The sequence below is a fragment of the Bacillus sp. SIMBA_026 genome, assembly GCF_046535335.1.
Lineage (GTDB): Bacteria > Bacillota > Bacilli > Bacillales > Bacillaceae > Bacillus > Bacillus velezensis.
This window is the reverse complement of the sequence record NZ_JAWRWX010000002.1, coordinates 985,524-1,000,551: the sequence shown is the minus strand read 5'-3', so window position 1 is coordinate 1,000,551 and position 15,028 is coordinate 985,524. Positions and strand designations below refer to the sequence as shown.

The following is a 15,028-nucleotide window of genomic DNA, read 5'->3' as shown; positions in this document are numbered from 1 at the left end:
ACAGCTTCAATAGAGTACTGCAAGAAAGCTTTTGTCTGAATGCTCTATGATACATAATCCGACACATCAAGAGCCATTAGCTCAGTTGGTAGAGCATCTGACTTTTAATCAGAGGGTCGAAGGTTCGAGTCCTTCATGGCTCACCACTTTTTATGGCCCGTTGGTCAAGCGGTTAAGACACCGCCCTTTCACGGCGGTAACACGGGTTCGAATCCCGTACGGGTCATTGATTTACTTTAGCGTTATTGCTAACTCCTTATTTGTCCTCGGAGGGCCGCCACGATACGGCTCTCCGGACAAATTACTGTAAGGTCCGGTAGTTCAGTTGGTTAGAATGCCTGCCTGTCACGCAGGAGGTCGCGGGTTCGAGTCCCGTCCGGACCGCCATTTTACTTTACTTTATAGTATAGAAAAGAAACATCTGGCTCGGTAGCTCAGTTGGTAGAGCAACGGACTGAAAATCCGTGTGTCGGCGGTTCGATTCCGTCCCGAGCCACTTACCCAAACGCATCTGCAATAGTAGGTGCGTTTTTTCTTTTGTTATAAAAAAAGGGAGAGCCGGCTTTTCAGCCGGCTCAGAAGAAGACGTCAAACACTAGACGGCGTTTTTTTTCGTGAGGTTTCAAAAAAATATTATTTTTTAAAAGAAAATAAAAAACATGACAAAAGGATGGCAGTTCAATACGTTTTTGCGCTGTTCTCTTTAATTTTTTTATCTTTTGACCTGAAACCGTTATAATAGACGGGGAACGTTTTTCACGATCCGAATTGTGATCATCATGAAACATCAATAGATGAAATGAAGTCATTCTGGCAGGAGGAAAATCAAGATGATGGATAAGAAAATCCTTGTAGTCGATGATGAAAAACCGATTGCAGATATATTAGAGTTTAATTTAAGAAAAGAAGGCTATGACGTGCATTGTGCGTACGACGGAAACGAAGCCGTGGAAATGGTGGAGGAGCTTCAGCCTGATTTAATTCTTTTAGATATTATGCTTCCGAATAAAGACGGAGTTGAAGTGTGCCGGGAAGTCCGGAAAAAATATGATATGCCGATTATTATGCTGACGGCAAAAGACTCGGAGATTGACAAGGTCATCGGGCTTGAAATCGGAGCGGATGACTATGTCACGAAGCCTTTCAGCACTCGTGAGCTTCTGGCCCGCGTCAAAGCGAACCTGCGCCGCCAGCTTACGGTTGCGCCGGCTGAGGAAGAATCAGCATCTAATGACATTCATATCGGTTCTCTCGTCATCTTCCCTGACGCTTATGTCGTATCAAAAAGAGAAGAAACGATCGAGCTGACTCATCGTGAGTTTGAATTGCTTCATTACTTAGCCAAACATATCGGACAGGTCATGACCCGTGAGCATCTGCTGCAGACTGTGTGGGGCTATGACTATTTCGGTGATGTGAGAACGGTGGATGTAACAGTGCGCCGCCTTCGCGAGAAAATCGAGGATAATCCGAGCCATCCGAACTGGATCGTCACAAGACGGGGTGTCGGTTATTACTTGAGAAACCCTGAACAGGACTAACCGGCGATGAATAAGGTTGGTTTTTTTCGGTCGATTCAGTTTAAGATCACGCTGATCTATGTGCTTCTCATTATCATCGCCATGCAGATTATCGGCGTGTACTTTGTGAAACAGGTGGAGAATTCTCTTCTCAAGTCCTATGAATTATCGTTAAATCAGCGGATTGACAATCTATCCTATTATATTGAGCAGGAATATAAAGGAGATAATGACAGCACCGTCATTAAAGATGACGTCAAACGGATTTTGAATGATTTTACGAAAAACAATGAAATACGGGAGATTACATTTGTTGATAAAAGCTATGAGGTCGTCGGTTCTTCGAGGCCTTATGGCGAGGAAATAGCGGGGAAACAGACGACTGACCCGATTTTTAAACGGATTTTCTCAACAAAACAGGCCTATTCAAAAAAATATTATGATCCTAAAAGCAAAAACAGAGTGCTGATTTCAGCGAAACCTGTCGTCACAGAGAATCAGGAAGTTGTCGGCGCGATATATGTCGTGGCCAGTATGGAAGATACCTTTAACCAGATGAAAACCGTCAACTCGATTCTTGCTTCAGGAACAGGCTTAGCCCTTGTTCTGACGGCTCTTCTCGGTATATTTCTCGCCCGAACCATTACCCATCCGCTGTCGGATATGCGTAAGCAGGCGATGGAACTGGCAAAAGGGAATTTCTCCAGAAAAGTGCGGAAATACGGGCATGATGAAATCGGTCAGCTCGCAACGACGTTCAACCATCTGACGAGAGAGCTTGAAGATGCCCAAGCCATGACGGAAGGGGAGAGAAGAAAGCTTTCTTCCGTTATCGCGTATATGACGGACGGTGTCATCGCTACGAATCGCAACGGGGCTATTATTCTTTTAAACAGCCCTGCGCTTGAGCTTCTGAATGTTTCACGTGAAACGGCTTTAGAGATGCCGATCACGTCTTTATTGGGCATAAAAGAGAACTTTACATTTGAGGATTTAGTAGAACAGCAGGATTCAATGCTGCTGGAGATCGAACGTGACGATGAGACGACTGTACTGCGGGTGAATTTTTCCGTTATTCAGAGAGAGCACGGAAAAATCGACGGTTTAATCGCGGTTCTTTATGATGTCACCGAACAGGAAAAACTCGATCGGGAGCGCAGAGAGTTCGTTGCCAATGTGTCTCATGAGCTGCGGACACCGCTGACGACCATGCGAAGCTATTTAGAGGCGCTTGCGGAAGGCGCGTGGGAAAACAAAGATATCGCTCCGCGTTTCTTAATGGTGACCCAAAATGAGACTGAGCGCATGATCAGATTGGTGAACGACCTGCTCCAGCTTTCTAAATTCGACAGCAAAGATTATCAGTTTAATCGGGAGTGGATTCATATGATCCGCTTTATGTCACTGATTATCGATCGTTTTGAAATGACGAAAGAACAGCATGTCGAATTTATCCGCGAGCTGCCGGACAGAAATCTGTACGTGGAGATTGATCAGGATAAAGTGACGCAGGTTCTCGATAATATCATTTCTAACGCACTGAAATACTCACCGGAGGGCGGACATGTCACTTTCTCAGTCGATGTGAATGAGAAAGAAGAGCTGCTTTATATCAGCGTAAAAGATGAAGGTATCGGCATTCCGAAAAAAGATGTGGAAAAAGTCTTTGACCGTTTCTACAGAGTGGATAAAGCGCGCACGAGAAAACTCGGCGGCACCGGGCTCGGCCTTGCGATTGCAAAAGAGATGGTTCAGGCGCACGGCGGAGACATTTGGGCCGACAGTGTAGAAGGCAAAGGAACGAAGATTACATTTACTCTTCCATATAAAGAAGAGCAAGAGGATGATTGGGATGAGGCGTGAAAATATAAAAACAGTCATACTGTCAGTGCTGGTCGTCATTAGTCTTGTTTTAACATGGGGAATTTGGACATTCCAGCCCAATTTTTCAGAAGGCACGGCCTCAACCAAATCGACTGTCCGGGAAAAGCATAAAATTGATAAAACGAGCCAAAAAGTGTCGCAAACGGTAAAACCCCGGGATATGTTTATTCATACAAACGGCTCTCATTACAAAGTGAATGATGAGACGCTCTTTAATGACCTGTGGGCGGATTTGCCGCAATGGGAAGTAAAAGGGATGAAGGATATTTCCGATCAATACGACAAGCTCGGTTTTAAAAATTGGCTTTACGGCAGAAACGGCAACTCGGCAAAGCTCGATCTGCAATTCAATGACACCATTCCGATTGATTTCTTCCAAACGATGTTTAAATGGTCGAATCCGTCAATGGAATACAGTTCCTTTGACCATATTGTCATTCCGTTTAATGAGAATAAGACAAATAAGAAGATTTACATGGTCTCATACAGCAAGCAGCTGATTTTGGAAGTGACTGTGGAATCGGCGAATTACCGCAATCTGATGAATGAGCTGTACAGCAAAAAGTCGAGTATGCCGTTATACCACCTCTATTCGGTCGGAAAAAGCAAAGAATTTCTCATGCCGAATGCGCGGTTTAATATGAAGGAAAAAGAATTTATCACTGAAACCATTAAGACGAACCTGTTTAAGCAGACGCTTTTTAATGATCCGAGCACGGTCAGAGAAGACCCGAATTACAATCGGAATGTGCTGACTGACGGAATCAGCCGTCTGGAAATCAATTCGACACAGCGGCAGATTCAATTCCAGCATCGGAACCTGGCACAAAGCGCTTCTTATCAAACAGGGGAGCTGATTAAGAAAAGCTATAAATATTTAGAGGATACGGGAAGCTGGACGGATCATTATCAATTTTTCAATGTGAGTGATAACCAGCAGCTGAGTTTCTACATGTTTAAAGACCAAATGCCTGTGATCAACAGCACGTCTAAGCCTTTCGGATCCGGACCTGTTTTGACCCTGCAATGGGCCAATGACGAGGTTCTCAGCTACAAGCGGCCGAACTATGTTCTCGGACCGAATCCGATTAAAACAAAAGACGTAAAAATGATGAACGGCAATGAGGTTGTGTCTCTGCTGGAGCAGCAGGATAAATACGACGTGAACAAAATCGACCAGATCTTCCTGTCCTATCAAATGGTCTCTTCATCAACGAATGATCTCGTTGAACTGGAACCCGTCTGGAGTATGAAAATCAACGGGAAGATCGTCCCGATTACGAAAGATCTGCTGGGGAAGGAGGAGGACGATAATGGAGTGGAATAAGACAAAAACGATCTTCATCATTGCCTTCCTCATCCTCGATATTTTTCTCGGCTATCAGTTTTTTGAAAAACGCTCGAGCAGTGAATACGAAGTGATTAAAAATTCAAATGTGGAAAAAGACATGGAGATGGATCATATCACTTTCGGCAACCTGTCTTCTGATTCCGCGACGGGCTACCGGCTGACGGCGGGCCAAAAGGTATTTACCGCTGAAGATATTGATGCTTTGAAAGATCAAAAGCCTTTAATGGAGATGCCGGCGGATGATCACAAGGTTACGACGCTGAAAATGAAATTTACCGATCCGGTCGGTTTATCGAAGCAAAAACCGCAGGAGGATGCGGAATCGCTCGTCAGCTCTAAAATAACCGGCGGTGAAAAATATAAACTGTGGAAAGTCGACAAGGATAAAAAACAGATCACTTTTTACCAGATGTATGACGGCCAGTTTATTTATCAGGATTTTGACTCGTCCACGGATGCGATCGGACAGGTGATTCTGCATCTGAACGATAAAAACGAGGTCGTATCTTACGAGCAGACCATGCTGGAGTCATTCAAGCGAATCCAGACGGAGAGCCTGATTCCTGAGCTGGATGCGGTCGAATTATTGTATTCTCAAAATTACTTAAAAGCGAATTGCGCCGTTAAAAGCGTTAAGTTCGGCTATATTGCCCAATATCCGCTGACAAGTACGCAGGTGCTGGCGCCGGTATGGAGAATTACAATTGAAGATAAGTCAAAAGGGACGAAGAAAAAGACACTGCAAACGTACACTGTGAACGCATTGGAAAGTACAGTCATTGATAACAATCAAAATAAATAATGGAGTGAGACACAATGGGCTTGCAATTTAGCGTGCTTGCGAGCGGGAGTACCGGAAACGCGTTTTATCTGGAGACAGATGAGCACTCTTTTCTGGTGGATGCCGGCCTGAGCGGTAAAGCGATGGACGGGCTGATGGAGAGAATCGGCCGCAAGATAGACGACGTCGACGGCATTTTTGTCACTCACGAGCACAGCGACCATATTAAAGGGCTCGGCGTCATTGCGAGAAAGTACGGACTTCCCGTCTACGCCAATGAAAAGACGTGGAAAGCGATGGAGAATCAGATCGGCAAGCTGGATACCGGACAAAAGTTTTTGTTCCCGATGGAAAGCGTGAAATCCTTCGGCGGGCTTGATGTTGAGTCATTCGGCGTCTCTCATGACGCGGCCGAGCCGATGTTTTATGTTTTCCACTACCAAGGCAGAAAGCTCGCACTGATGACGGACACCGGGTATGTGAGCGACAGAATGAAAGGCATTATCCGTTCGGCCAATGTGTTTGTGTTTGAAAGCAACCATGATGTCGGCATGCTGCAAATGGGCAGATACCCATGGAGCATTAAGCGGCGGATTTTAAGCGATGTCGGCCACGTCTCGAATGAAGACGCGGCGCTCGCCATGACTGATGTCATCGGCGACGGCACATCGCGCATCTATTTGGCGCATCTGAGCCAAGACAACAATATGAAGGAACTGGCGAGAATGTCCGTGCAGCAGACATTGGCTGCGAAAGGATTTGTCGCCGGGGAAACGTTTCAGTTATTTGATACCGATCCGAAAATCCCGACGCCGCTGTGCGCCGTGTAATTTTTCCAAATGAATCATGATTATTAATCCGCGATCTGACCCACACTATAAGCAAATCGAGTACTCTTGAAAGGATTTGAGATAGGGTGGATTATAATCGCGATGATGAACAGTACGCCTCCGAACAGCCCCGCCGCAGCAAGAGAGGGTACTTTCTATCAAGTCTGATCGGCGTCATCGTCGGGGCCGCGCTCATGGCTTTCCTGCTGCCGTACTGGACAGGCGGAGACCATGGGGAAAGCAGCAAAAGCACCAGCCAGCGTCTCGGCAGCGAGCAGGTGAAAACAGTCAACGTAAATGTCAATGACGCTGTCACGAATATGGTCAGCCGTGTATCAGATTCGGTAGTCGGCGTTCTCAATATCCAAAAGACCGATATTTGGGGAGAGGGCGGCGAAGCGGGAAGCGGGTCCGGCGTCATTTACAAAAAGAACGGAAACACTTCTTATATCGTAACCAATCACCATGTCATTGAAGGTGCGACTGAGATTGAGATTAGCCTGAAGGATGGCTCACGCGTGCCTGCTGAGCTGATCGGGAGCGACCGTCTGATGGATCTCGCCGTACTGAAGGTGAAGTCTGATAAGATCAAATCGGCCGCCCAGTTCGGCAATTCCGATCAGGTCAAAGTCGGAGAACCGGTCATTGCGATCGGAAATCCGCTCGGGCTTGAATTTGCGGGATCAGTGACACAGGGGATCATTTCAGGCACGGAAAGGGCGGTGCCCGTTGACTCAAACGGCGACGGACAGCCGGATTGGAATGCGGAAGTGCTGCAGACCGATGCCGCGATTAACCCCGGCAACAGCGGCGGCGCTTTGATGGATATATCGGGCAAGGTGGTCGGCATCAACTCAATGAAGATCGCTGAATCCGCCGTTGAAGGAATCGGCCTGTCCATCCCGTCAAAGCTTGTCATTCCCGTTATTCAGGATTTAGAAAAATACGGAGAAGTCAGACGGCCTTTCCTCGGTATTGAGATGAAATCCTTAACGGATATTGCGAGCTACCATTGGAGCCAGACGCTGAAACTTCCGAAAGGCGTTAAAACCGGGGCAGTCATTATGGGTGTCGATGCGTTTTCACCGGCCGGAAAAGCGGGTTTGAAAAAGCTCGACGTGATTACCGGGTTCGACGGACATAAGGTCAATGACGTTGTGGATCTCCGTGAGCGCCTGTATCGCAAAAAGATCGGCGACCGTGTGAACATCACGTTCTACCGTTCGGGAAAGAAAAAAACAGCGGAAGTCAAACTGACAGAAGCGGATCGATTACAGAAATAAAAAAACAGCCCGGATATCCGGGCTGTTTTTTATTGATTTATTTGTTAATATTATACTATTGTGAGTACGGGAGGTGAAACACATGAAAACGGCTGATGTGATCATCGTATTGAATGAAATTGAAGGTGAATGTGAAGGAAGAATTATTTTAGAATGCAGAATTTAGAACATGAAACATGTCATATCAAACGTCCTTTTTCAGGGCGCTTTTTTTATGCCTTTTTTCAGAAGCCATAAAAAAGAACTGAACGTGGGTCACAACACGTTCAGTTAAAAATGGGTATATTTAGAAAAAGGCAGACATGAACTTAGAACTTTGTGATTGAAACAGACTGGTGCTGCTGAATTGAAGCGGCAGATGAAACTGCCGGCAGCTTATTTTTTGTTATTTACAGATGGCTCCGTTTTGAGCGTTTACTTTCACCGTTTGTTCCGTATGGTTTTGGGCAGTGATTTTCACGATGTACTTGTAGACGCCGTTTTCTTTCTTCATTTCAGACGATTTCACAGCGCCTTTGCAATGGCTGAGCGCGATGGAATGCGCTTTTTTAGAAGCGATCATCACTTGTTTTTTCTGCACTTCTTCTTTCAGGATTTTTCCGCTTTTGCCGTCCATGTGGAGCGTATGAAGCTTGCCGTCCTGGCCGAATATGCTGACAACATAGACTGATACGCCGTTTTCTTTTTTCATTTGAGCGGATTTCACAGCGCCTTTGCAATGGCTGAGTGCGAACGATTCCGCTTTTGCACGGGTCATGTGTTGCTGGTTATTCTTTATATCATGTTTGACGATTTTGCTGTTTTTACAATTGATATGGAATGTGTGAAGCTTCCCGTCTTGTCCTGACACCTGAACCACGTAAACCATAGCGTTATGTTCGGTCTTCAGCTCAGAAGACTTCACTGTTCCTTTGCAATTCTTCACGGCGATTTTTTCAGCGCCGGATTTTGAGATGAATTGCTGTTTCTTTTCAATTTGGTGTTTCACGACTTTTCCGCTGGAGCTGTTGACATTGACGGTGTGCTGCTTTCCTTTTACGTCAAGGACGTTGACAACATATACGTAAGCGCCGTTGACTTTTTTCATTTGCGCTGATTGAACGGCGCCTTTGCAGCTGCAGTTTTTCAATGCGGTCTCTTTCGCTTTAGAGATAGAAACGGAAGCCTGCTGTTTCGTTTCCACTTTCGTCTGCGCTGCGTCATCCTTATGAATGACAGCCGCATGCGCTGAAGTTAAAGAACTGATTGAAAGTATGGTCCCCAGTGCAGCTCCTGATAAAACTTTTGTAATTCCCATCATATATTCCTCCTTAAACATTTCATTGTTGGCTTCCCAACTAAGGCTTATTGTAAAGACCCAAACTGAAAACAACATGAATCTAAGCTGAAAACTTCCTGAATTCAGCGGATTTTCAGCTTAGATTCAGTTTTGTTTCAGATAAAAGCGAATAATAGAAGGGGAAGCGAAAAAAATAAACACAGGCTGATACATCTAAGGAGAGACTGCATCATGGATAAGTTGAAAGGCATCAAGGTGCTGATTGTAGACGACGAGCCCGCCATCATTGATTTTTTAACGATGGGGCTTGTCAATGAAGGGTTTGAAGTGATGTCCGCGGCAGACGGGATGTCGGCGATGAATCTTGTGAAAACATTTCAGCCTCATATTGCCGTTTTGGACGTGATGATGCCGGGAATGGATGGGCTTGAGCTGTCAAGGATGCTTAAGAAAACAAGCAATACCGCCATCATCATGCTGACCGCGAAGGATGAAGTAGAGTTTCGCGTAAAGGCGCTGATTGAAGGCGCTGATGATTACATGATCAAACCGTTCAGCTTTGAGGAGCTGCTTGCCAGAATTTACGCAAGAATCCGCAACCAGTTTCCGCATCTTTTCGATGAGGTGGTGCTCGGCCCCTTCCGAATCGATGACCGGAGCAGAGAGATTTTTTACAATGAACAGCCTTTGAAGCTGTCCGCCACCGAGTATGAACTGCTGAAATGTTTAGTGCTCCACCACGGAACGGTTCTCAGCAAAACGAGGATTCTCGATCAGGTATGGGGCTATGATTTTTACGGGGAAGACAATATCGTCGAGGTGTACATCCGTTCTTTGCGCGAAAAGCTGAAGGACAAAGAACACAAGGTGATTCGCACGGTTCGGGGCGCCGGGTACAGGGTGGATCTGGCATGAAACGGCTGTACAGAACCCTGCGATTCCAGCTCCTGTTCAGGTCACTGGCGATTTTGGCCTTGCTGTTATGTTTCATCGGCGGCACTCAGTACATGTTTATGACACGGACGATGTATGAAAATCAGGCGATCAGCATTCAGAGTTATATCAATTCAATGGATCAAAGCGTATGGAGGTCAATCAAAACCCTTGCCCGTTCCGAAACACCGGCTCATCCGAATTTGATTTACCCCGGGGTGACGGTTGCTTTTATCAATCCATCATACAAGATGTCTGTTTTATCAGAAGACCCGCACGCGGGGGCCCCTCCTTCTTTTCCGAAAAAAGTGTATCAGGATGCGCTGACAGATACAATGGCGCTTCACTATCAGGTGGCTCACAATAAGGCGGGTGAGGAAATCATCGTCGTGTTTCAGGCGATTTCCGTTGACGGAAGGCAGGCGGGAGTTGTGCAGATGAGCACGCTGACCCAGCCTCTGAATGATTCGCTTTTCCGCCAGATCAGCATTTTCGCGGTGCTTTCCTTTGCGGCTTTGGTCATCGGACTGTTTGTTTTCTTGCCGGTGATCCGGCTCACACTCAAGCCGCTGTCCCGCATTGTGCGTATGATGGGTGACATTCATGCCGGAAGTCTCGATAAACGGCTGCCGATCGATAGGAAGCAGGCCGAAATTGAGTCATTGGGCATCTCCATCAATCAGATGCTGGAACGGATTGAAACCTCTTTTCAGGCGGAAAAAGAAGCGAAGGAACGAATCCGGCAGTTTGTATCAGACGCATCACATGAGCTGAGAACGCCGCTTACCTCCATTCACGGCTTTATCGAAATTTTAATCCGCGGAGCGGCGGAGAAGCCGGAGCAGAAAGAAAAAGCGCTTCAAAGCATGTACGCGGAATCCGCCAGGGCGAATAAGCTGATAGAGGATCTTCTGTTTCTCGCGAAGATTGACCGGGTGCCGAGCTTTGAAATGAAAAAAGGCGCATTGGGAGACGTCATTTTGGAAATGGAGGCTCAGCTGAAGCTGCTCGCGAGAAACCGGAAGCTCGAGTTCTTTGTCGATCAAAAGATAGAAGCCGTTTTTGACAAAGACAAAATGAAGCAGGTCATTCTCAATCTATTTTACAATGCGGTGCAGCATACGGATGAAGACACGGGTGTCATCACCGTCTCCCTGCAGAAAGACGGAGGAATCATGCTTATGATTGCGGATAACGGAACGGGAATCGCTCCGGAGCATGTGCCTCATTTGTTTGACCGGTTTTACAGGGCGGAAACCTCCCGATCCCGTCAATCCGGCGGCGCGGGGCTGGGTCTTGCCATTACAAAAACCATTATCGACAGCCATAACGGAACAATTGAAGTGAAAAGTGAGCAGGGAAAAGGCTCCGTGTTCATCATCCGGCTGCCGGGATAAACCGGGAAGCAGGAAGAAATATCACAATTTATATATAAATTCTAAATTTTCAAAAAATAACTTGTCCTTTTCCAATATCGGTGATAATATCTAGTTATTGGTAAAGGGGGTGTGTACTGATGAAGATTGAAGAACTTGATCTTGATACAGAAACAGCAAGCTTGGTGCATCGCTGCTAGTAAAGCCGTGACTCCCCTCATTGGGGAGTTATTATCTTTCAGGGGGTATGTCATGATGTCAACTGACTGTAAGCGCTGGAAGTTTAAAGACAGCGTGCAGGTGCTGACCTACACGGCGCATATTATCATTCAATATCGAAAGGCGATTAAGCTTGCGCATACGAGTGAGATCAAAGAGGCGGTTGAACGGCTGATCACCGGCTGTGAAAAACAAGAGCTTTCTGATCTTCTGGGAGAGGAAGCGGGAAACCAGTTTTTCGATGCGTTAATGAAATTGGATGCTTTAATAGAGCCATGGCAAAACGGCCGTGAAGGCCGCATCACTGAAAAGCAGCTGTACCATTTTGAGAAATACAACCAAAACCCCAATCTGATCCAAAAGAGATTAGACGGCAGCAGGGCAGCGATCGTGGGTCTGGGGGGCGTCGGAACGATCATTCTTCAAAACCTTTTGGCGGCGGGCATGCAGCATTTTATTCTCATTGATTTCGATGCCGTATCAGTACATAACCTGAACAGACAATTCGTCTATAATAAATCTTCTGTAGGCAAATTAAAGATCTCAGAATGCAGAGATTATATTGCGGGTATCAATCCCCATGCGGACGCAGCACTTTACCATAAGGAAATTACACAGCCGCAGGACCTGCGTGTGTTAGATCCGTATGAAATTGATATCGTCATAAATGCCGCTGACAAACCCCATAACATTTCTGAATGGGTTTACCGGTATTGCAAGGAGCGGAATATCGCGTTTATGACCGGGGGTGTCGGCAGCTTCAGCGGCCAATGGGGGCCTCTGCTCACGCCTGAATCCTATCAATCCGGCATCACCTATGAAAAAAACATGCCGGCCGGACTTCTGAACTGTTACCCCGATGAACCGATCAAAGGTTCCTTAGGAGCGACAAACGGTATTATATCCTCGTTTATGTCTCATGACATTATCACATACCTTGCAGGCGGAAGCCCGAAATCCCTGAATACCCGCATCGGCCTGGACTTTGACGGACTTCATATTACAGAAACGAAGCTTTCTCAAAAGGAAAGCGCTTTATGAAGACGATGCATCGTACGGCGAGAAAACCGGGCGACCCTCTGAAAATAGAAATCGACACAAGCCCGATACGCTTGAACCCATTAGATACGCAGGATTACACAAGCAAGATGATTTGCAGCATTATGTATGAAAGCCTGCAGGACGGCTATAACTGCCGGATCATCCGCAAAGATCCCCGCACCTGTCAGGTGGACATTCACCCGGACTATTTAGGTGACGCCGAGGGTGTGGTTCAAACGATCATCTATCATCTGACGAAAGAAAATCAAAGCCCCCATCTCGGCAGTTTCCTGAACATAAAACAGGCCGTTCCGTATGTAAAAGGCCTTGTCTCATCCGATCAGCTCGGGGTGAACGTAACAGGCGATAAACGCTTTGAAGTCACCTTGGACGAGCCGTCTGATGAGATAGAAGCCGTTTTGCAGAGCAGCTTTCTGATTCCGGGGACCGCCGGGGGCGATGTGCCGGAAAACGGCCCGTACCGATTCAAGCGTACGTTTGAGAAGGGGCTGGAATTTGAGCGGAATCCGCAATATAAAATGACGCCCGCGGATCACCGCACGGTTCAGACCATTCAATTTATTTTGAATGATGATCTGGAAAAAAGCATCGGGCTGTACGAAGCGAATCAAACGGACGTGACCTGCCACACCCAGTTTCATCATTCAAACATGAGGTATCGGCAGTATGCTGATTTTAAAGAAAATCATTTGCCGATGTTATTTACCTTCAAGGTAAAGGACGGCATGCTGAGAACTTTCATTCAGCATTATTTTGATAGACAAAAGCTGGCCGGGGATTTGGGGCATATCATCACACCGACTGATTCACTGATCGGTATATGGGAAAGCGGGAGGACACCGCAGAAAGATCCGCCCCTTTTGACAAGAGAAGAGCCGATCCGAATCGTTTATGCCGATTATTATCCCAACGGAGAGATCATTGAAAGGCTGGCTGATCTGTTTCGGCGGGCCGGAGCGGACGTATCCGTCTCACGCGTCAGTCATTTCAATGATTATTATCATATGGATAAAAGCGGGTTTGATATTGAACTCCATTTGTTCCTGCCGGCTTACATGCATGAGCTGAGCTATATCAAATATTTCATCCGCGACATCAGCGATCCGGAGAAGAAAAAAACGATCATTGATGCCATAGGATCTGAAAAAAAGAAGGAACTTTTTGGGTTATTCGAGAATACAACTCATTATTGCCCAATTTGTTTTGGGAAAAGTCTGTATCTGCAAGATCCATGTATAGAGGGTTTTAGTGTAAAGACTGACGGGCTCCTTTCTGTTCATGATGTTAAATGCAGATAGCTGGAAAGGGGTATTCATTTGCGGAATCGAAATTTGCTTTACTTCTCCGGTTTTTTCGGAAACTTCTTTTTCGAACGGGGAATTTGGATTTTATATTTAACAAGCATGAATTATTCATTGTTTCTTGTGGGCATCCTGCAATCGGTCCTGAATTTGGCGATGTTTCTGGCGGAAGTGCCGAGCGGCGTCATCTCGGACAGAATCGGGAGAAAAAAATCGCTCTTGCTCGGCCATTTTATGGTCATTATCTATTTGGTGATGTTCCTGAGCTTCCATAACTTCATCGCCCTCTTCATCGCCCATATTATATACGGTATCGGGCTGACGTTTATATCAGGAACGGATCACGCCTTTTTGTTTGATTCACTGAAAGAACAAGGGAAAGAAAAGTGGTACGGCAAATCCATCGGAAATTATAACGGACTTGTCATCCTCGGTCTTGCGATTGCCATGGGCATCGGCGGCTACTTGCAGGAAATATCATGGTCATATGTGTTTATCGCCGGGATTGTCACTCAGCTGATTGCAATGGCGGTCATTACACAGCTGACGGAAATCAAATTTGAAAACAGTGAACACGAAACGCAGACGGTCGGTGACATCTTAAAAGAAGTCAAAGATTTCTTCAGACTGAACAAAGCCTTTAAATATCTGGTGCTGTCACTCTCCGTTTTCTTTGCGATTACATCGGTTTTTTATATGTACGGACAAGATTTGTTAAGTCAGGAAGGGCTGTCCGTGCGCAATATATCCATTATTTTTGCGGGACTGTCCATCTTGCAGGCGCTGTGCTCCATCTTTTCTTCCAAGCCGGCGGAAAAATTCACGCCGAGGCGCGTGCTTCTGCTGACATTCTGCATCATCGGGGCGGCCTATCTGTTTATACCTTCGGGCAGTCTGTACGTGACGATTGCAGCTTTTGTCGTCATTAACGCGCTCTATGATGTGATAGAACCCGTATCCAGTCAGGTGGTGAATAATGAGATTCCGTCCAGAACGAGAGCCACGCTGCTGTCCATTATCAGTTTGATGACCTCGCTCTTCATGTTCATTGCCTTTCCGTTTATCGGATTCTTAACGGACTATTTTGATTCAGCTTTGCTGCTGACCGCAATCGGGGTATTATCCATCTTATTGTCGCTGTTTATGATGCTCAGCTTTTACAAACTGAAAGCGAGCGTCGCCATCCAGAATAAAGTCGAGCTTTGAACC

12 protein-coding genes and 4 tRNA genes are annotated in these 15,028 nt (G+C 46.2%); 15 read left to right on the top strand and 1 reads right to left on the bottom strand.

The annotated features are described in order from the left end of the window. The first annotated feature begins 70 nt into the window (after positions 1-70). From SB847_RS15825 to SB847_RS15780, 10 genes are all read left to right on the top strand, one after another. Positions 71-146 (top strand) — tRNA-Lys (locus SB847_RS15825). 8 nt (positions 147-154) lie between these two features. Continuing rightward, a tRNA-Glu gene (locus SB847_RS15820) sits at positions 155-226 on the top strand. An 84-nt stretch (positions 227-310) separates the two neighbouring features. Next, a tRNA-Asp gene (locus SB847_RS15815) sits at positions 311-387 on the top strand. A gap of 36 nt (positions 388-423) precedes the next feature. After that, positions 424-496 (top strand) — tRNA-Phe (locus SB847_RS15810). 337 nt (positions 497-833) lie between these two features. Next, positions 834-1,541 carry a cell wall metabolism DNA-binding response regulator WalR gene (gene walR, locus SB847_RS15805; RefSeq protein WP_004393104.1) on the top strand — a complete coding sequence of 236 codons (708 nt, stop codon included), beginning with the start codon at positions 834-836 and terminating at the stop codon, positions 1,539-1,541. Positions 1,542-1,547: 6 nt separating this feature from the next. Then, entirely contained in the window at positions 1,548-3,383 is a 1,836-nt protein-coding gene (gene walK / locus SB847_RS15800) for a cell wall metabolism sensor histidine kinase WalK (protein WP_004393106.1), read from the top strand. Continuing rightward, positions 3,373-4,731: a two-component system activity regulator YycH gene (yycH, locus tag SB847_RS15795; RefSeq protein WP_014419341.1), complete on the top strand. Its 1,359-nt coding sequence runs from the start codon at positions 3,373-3,375 to the stop codon at positions 4,729-4,731. The genes walK and yycH overlap by 11 nt, the downstream gene beginning before the upstream one ends. Continuing rightward, positions 4,718-5,557, top strand: coding sequence for a two-component system regulatory protein YycI (locus tag SB847_RS15790; protein WP_072176785.1), 840 nt, complete (start codon positions 4,718-4,720; stop codon positions 5,555-5,557). Before yycH ends, SB847_RS15790 begins: the two co-directional genes overlap by 14 nt. A 14-nt stretch (positions 5,558-5,571) precedes the next feature. Further along, on the top strand, positions 5,572-6,366 hold the full coding sequence (locus SB847_RS15785; protein ID WP_007614969.1) for an MBL fold metallo-hydrolase: 795 nt from the start codon (positions 5,572-5,574) through the stop codon (positions 6,364-6,366). A gap of 86 nt (positions 6,367-6,452) precedes the next feature. Then, positions 6,453-7,649, top strand: a complete 1,197-nt coding sequence (locus tag SB847_RS15780; protein WP_007614967.1) for a S1C family serine protease — start codon at positions 6,453-6,455, stop codon at positions 7,647-7,649. A 385-nt stretch (positions 7,650-8,034) separates the two neighbouring features. Here SB847_RS15780 and SB847_RS15775 read toward each other — a convergent pair whose 3' ends face one another. Continuing rightward, positions 8,035-8,946, bottom strand: coding sequence for a PepSY domain-containing protein (locus SB847_RS15775; protein ID WP_017418499.1), 912 nt, complete (start codon positions 8,944-8,946; stop codon positions 8,035-8,037). A gap of 213 nt (positions 8,947-9,159) precedes the next feature. Here SB847_RS15775 and SB847_RS15770 point away from each other — a divergent pair, with 213 nt between their 5' ends. The 5 genes from SB847_RS15770 to SB847_RS15750 all read left to right on the top strand — a co-directional run bounded on the left by SB847_RS15770 (position 9,160) and on the right by SB847_RS15750 (position 15,025). Next, complete coding sequence (locus SB847_RS15770; RefSeq protein WP_014419337.1) at positions 9,160-9,843, top strand: response regulator transcription factor; 684 nt, start codon at positions 9,160-9,162, stop codon at positions 9,841-9,843. Next, a complete protein-coding gene (locus tag SB847_RS15765) occupies positions 9,840-11,258 on the top strand; it encodes a sensor histidine kinase (RefSeq protein ID WP_410578012.1) in 1,419 nt (472 codons plus the stop codon). Before SB847_RS15770 ends, SB847_RS15765 begins: the two co-directional genes overlap by 4 nt. Before the next feature lie 231 nt (positions 11,259-11,489). After that, a complete protein-coding gene (locus SB847_RS15760) occupies positions 11,490-12,497 on the top strand; it encodes a ThiF family adenylyltransferase (RefSeq protein ID WP_410564331.1) in 1,008 nt (335 codons plus the stop codon). Beyond that, positions 12,494-13,816, top strand: a complete 1,323-nt coding sequence (locus SB847_RS15755; RefSeq protein ID WP_032875431.1) for a periplasmic substrate-binding domain-containing protein — start codon at positions 12,494-12,496, stop codon at positions 13,814-13,816. Before SB847_RS15760 ends, SB847_RS15755 begins: the two co-directional genes overlap by 4 nt. Before the next feature lie 18 nt (positions 13,817-13,834). Further along, positions 13,835-15,025 (top strand): MFS transporter, encoded by a 1,191-nt coding sequence (locus SB847_RS15750; protein ID WP_012118887.1) that lies wholly within the window; start codon positions 13,835-13,837, stop codon positions 15,023-15,025. Positions 15,026-15,028 lie beyond the last annotated feature (3 nt).

What these genes read in the sequence shown, in the direction of transcription:
- walR (WP_004393104.1), top strand. Translation starts at nt 834, where the DNA reads ATGGATAAGAAAATCCTTGTAGTCGATGATGAAAAACCGATTGCAGAT.
- walK (WP_004393106.1), top strand. Translation starts at nt 1,548, where the DNA reads ATGAATAAGGTTGGTTTTTTTCGGTCGATTCAGTTTAAGATCACGCTG.
- yycH (WP_014419341.1), top strand. Translation starts at nt 3,373, where the DNA reads ATGAGGCGTGAAAATATAAAAACAGTCATACTGTCAGTGCTGGTCGTC.
- SB847_RS15790 (WP_072176785.1), top strand. Translation starts at nt 4,718, where the DNA reads ATGGAGTGGAATAAGACAAAAACGATCTTCATCATTGCCTTCCTCATC.
- SB847_RS15785 (WP_007614969.1), top strand. Translation starts at nt 5,572, where the DNA reads ATGGGCTTGCAATTTAGCGTGCTTGCGAGCGGGAGTACCGGAAACGCG.
- SB847_RS15775 (WP_017418499.1), bottom strand. Translation starts at nt 8,946, where the DNA reads ATGGGAATTACAAAAGTTTTATCAGGAGCTGCACTGGGGACCATACTT.
- SB847_RS15770 (WP_014419337.1), top strand. Translation starts at nt 9,160, where the DNA reads ATGGATAAGTTGAAAGGCATCAAGGTGCTGATTGTAGACGACGAGCCC.
- SB847_RS15765 (WP_410578012.1), top strand. Translation starts at nt 9,840, where the DNA reads ATGAAACGGCTGTACAGAACCCTGCGATTCCAGCTCCTGTTCAGGTCA.
- SB847_RS15760 (WP_410564331.1), top strand. Translation starts at nt 11,490, where the DNA reads ATGATGTCAACTGACTGTAAGCGCTGGAAGTTTAAAGACAGCGTGCAG.
- SB847_RS15755 (WP_032875431.1), top strand. Translation starts at nt 12,494, where the DNA reads ATGAAGACGATGCATCGTACGGCGAGAAAACCGGGCGACCCTCTGAAA.